Below are 2167 nucleotides of genomic sequence, written 5' to 3' on the forward strand. Positions count from 1 at the left end.
AAGTTAAGCTTCTCAGCGCCGATGGTAGTTGGGGCATTGCCCCTGTGAGAGTAGGACGTTGCCGGGCTAAGTCCCTTTAGGGGCTTTTATTTTGCTTAAATTTATAGTTGGCCCGTTGGTCAAGCGGTTAAGACACCGCCCTTTCACGGCGGTAACACGGGTTCGAATCCCGTACGGGTCACCATATGGAGGATTAGCTCAGCTGGGAGAGCATCTGCCTTACAAGCAGAGGGTCGGCGGTTCGATCCCGTCATCCTCCATTATTAATGTATTTAAATTGTGCCGGTTTAGCTCAATTGGTAGAGCAACTGACTTGTAATCAGTAGGTTGGGGGTTCAAGTCCTCTAGCCGGCACCATTTATTTTTTTGTTTTTTTGAGCCATTAGCTCAGTCGGTAGAGCATCTGACTTTTAATCAGAGGGTCGAAGGTTCGAGTCCTTCATGGCTCACCATTTTAAAATTGGATATGCGGGTGTGGCGGAATTGGCAGACGCACCAGACTTAGGATCTGGCGCCGCAAGGCGTGGGGGTTCGACTCCCTTCACCCGCATCAAAGTTTTTTGCGAAAGCGAAATAACTTACCATATATGCGGAAGTAGTTCAGTGGTAGAACACCACCTTGCCAAGGTGGGGGTCGCGGGTTCGAATCCCGTCTTCCGCTCCATAGATGCCGGGGTGGCGGAACTGGCAGACGCACAGGACTTAAAATCCTGCGGTAGGTGACTACCGTACCGGTTCGATTCCGGTCCTCGGCACCAAAGTTTTTTGCAATAGCAAAATAACTTCCAAAATATGCGCCCGTAGCTCAATTGGATAGAGCGTCTGACTACGGATCAGAAGGTTATGGGTTCGACTCCTTTCGGGCGCGCCATTGTTTTAACGGGAAGTAGCTCAGCTTGGTAGAGCACTTGGTTTGGGACCAAGGGGTCGCAGGTTCGAATCCTGTCTTCCCGACCAGTTGAGAATTGATTTTAACAACATGGGGCCTTAGCTCAGCTGGGAGAGCGCCTGCTTTGCACGCAGGAGGTCAGCGGTTCGATCCCGCTAGGCTCCATTTATTTTTATTGAAAATGGCGGTGTAGCTCAGCTGGCTAGAGCGTACGGTTCATACCCGTAAGGTCGGGGGTTCGATCCCCTCCGCCGCTATATTATATTAATGGACCCTTAGCTCAGCTGGTTAGAGCAGACGGCTCATAACCGTCCGGTCGTAGGTTCGAGTCCTACAGGGTCCATGTATGGAGGAATACCCAAGTCTGGCTGAAGGGATCGGTCTTGAAAACCGACAGGCGGGTCAAACCGCGCGGGGGTTCGAATCCCTCTTCCTCCTCCATAAAATTTTATTTTTATTATCGCGGGGTGGAGCAGTCTGGTAGCTCGTCGGGCTCATAACCCGAAGGTCGCAGGTTCAAATCCTGCCTCCGCAATATGGTCCGGTAGTTCAGCTGGTTAGAATGCCTGCCTGTCACGCAGGAGGTCGCGGGTTCGAGTCCCGTCCGGACCGTACATTTATCCCAGTAGTATCACTACTGTTGATATAGATTTTGTATGGCTCAGTAGCTCAGTCGGTAGAGCAAAGGACTGAAAATCCTTGTGTCGGCGGTTCGATTCCGTCCTGAGCCATCTTTTTTTATATGGAGGGGTAGCGAAGTGGCTAAACGCGGCGGACTGTAAATCCGCTCCCTTGGGGTTCGGCGGTTCGAATCCGTCCCCCTCCACCATTTTAGGGGTATAGTTTAAAGGTAGAACGAAGGTCTCCAAAACCTTTGGTGTGGGTTCGATTCCTACTACCCCTGCCATATTATTATGGCGGTTGTGGCGAAGTGGTTAACGCATCGGATTGTGGTTCCGACATTCGTGGGTTCGATTCCCATCAGCCGCCCCATTTGTTTTATAAATTATTGGGCTATAGCCAAGCGGTAAGGCAACGGACTTTGACTCCGTCATTCGTTGGTTCAAATCCAGCTAGCCCAGTTATGGCAGCATAGCCAAGTGGTAAGGCAGAGGTCTGCAAAACCTTTATCTTCGGTTCTAATCGAGTGTTGCCTCCATTAAATGCGGGTGTAGTTTAGTGGTAAAACCTCAGCCTTCCAAGCTGATGTTGTGAGTTCGATTCTCATCACCCGCTCCAATATGGGCCTATAGCTCAGCTGGTTAGAGCGCACGCCTG

At 50.9% G+C, this 2167-nt stretch carries 22 tRNA genes; all 22 read left to right on the forward strand.

Features of this window, described 5'->3' with window-relative positions:
- The first annotated feature begins 109 nt into the window (after window positions 1-109).
- The 22 genes from BIV60_RS26155 (at window position 110) to BIV60_RS26260 (ending at window position 2128) form a co-directional block, all read left to right on the forward strand.
- A tRNA-Glu gene (locus tag BIV60_RS26155) sits at window positions 110-184 on the forward strand.
- A gap of 3 nt (window positions 185-187) precedes the next feature.
- Window positions 188-260, forward strand: a tRNA-Val gene (locus tag BIV60_RS26160).
- Between the two features lie 21 nt (window positions 261-281).
- Window positions 282-357: transfer RNA gene (locus BIV60_RS26165), tRNA-Thr, on the forward strand.
- 19 nt (window positions 358-376) lie between these two features.
- Window positions 377-452, forward strand: a tRNA-Lys gene (locus tag BIV60_RS26170).
- A gap of 16 nt (window positions 453-468) precedes the next feature.
- Window positions 469-550, forward strand: a tRNA-Leu gene (locus BIV60_RS26175).
- Between the two features lie 39 nt (window positions 551-589).
- Window positions 590-664, forward strand: a tRNA-Gly gene (locus tag BIV60_RS26180).
- 5 nt (window positions 665-669) lie between these two features.
- A tRNA-Leu gene (locus BIV60_RS26185) sits at window positions 670-758 on the forward strand.
- 36 nt (window positions 759-794) lie between these two features.
- A tRNA-Arg gene (locus tag BIV60_RS26190) sits at window positions 795-871 on the forward strand.
- Window positions 872-880: 9 nt separating this feature from the next.
- Window positions 881-957 (forward strand) — tRNA-Pro (locus tag BIV60_RS26195).
- Window positions 958-981: 24 nt separating this feature from the next.
- Window positions 982-1054: transfer RNA gene (locus BIV60_RS26200), tRNA-Ala, on the forward strand.
- Window positions 1055-1072: 18 nt separating this feature from the next.
- Window positions 1073-1146, forward strand: a tRNA-Met gene (locus BIV60_RS26205).
- Between the two features lie 12 nt (window positions 1147-1158).
- Window positions 1159-1232: transfer RNA gene (locus tag BIV60_RS26210), tRNA-Ile, on the forward strand.
- Window positions 1233-1237: 5 nt separating this feature from the next.
- Window positions 1238-1330: transfer RNA gene (locus BIV60_RS26215), tRNA-Ser, on the forward strand.
- Between the two features lie 20 nt (window positions 1331-1350).
- A tRNA-Met gene (locus BIV60_RS26220) sits at window positions 1351-1424 on the forward strand.
- 3 nt (window positions 1425-1427) lie between these two features.
- Window positions 1428-1501, forward strand: a tRNA-Asp gene (locus BIV60_RS26225).
- A 46-nt stretch (window positions 1502-1547) separates the two neighbouring features.
- Window positions 1548-1620, forward strand: a tRNA-Phe gene (locus BIV60_RS26230).
- A 13-nt stretch (window positions 1621-1633) separates the two neighbouring features.
- Window positions 1634-1718, forward strand: a tRNA-Tyr gene (locus tag BIV60_RS26235).
- A 4-nt stretch (window positions 1719-1722) separates the two neighbouring features.
- Window positions 1723-1796, forward strand: a tRNA-Trp gene (locus BIV60_RS26240).
- Window positions 1797-1806: 10 nt separating this feature from the next.
- Window positions 1807-1882, forward strand: a tRNA-His gene (locus tag BIV60_RS26245).
- Window positions 1883-1899: 17 nt separating this feature from the next.
- A tRNA-Gln gene (locus BIV60_RS26250) sits at window positions 1900-1971 on the forward strand.
- Between the two features lie 4 nt (window positions 1972-1975).
- Window positions 1976-2048 (forward strand) — tRNA-Cys (locus BIV60_RS26255).
- A 6-nt stretch (window positions 2049-2054) separates the two neighbouring features.
- A tRNA-Gly gene (locus BIV60_RS26260) sits at window positions 2055-2128 on the forward strand.
- Window positions 2129-2167: the final 39 nt, after the last annotated feature.

Source organism: Bacillus sp. MUM 116, assembly GCF_001866655.1.
Lineage (GTDB): Bacteria > Bacillota > Bacilli > Bacillales > Cytobacillaceae > Neobacillus.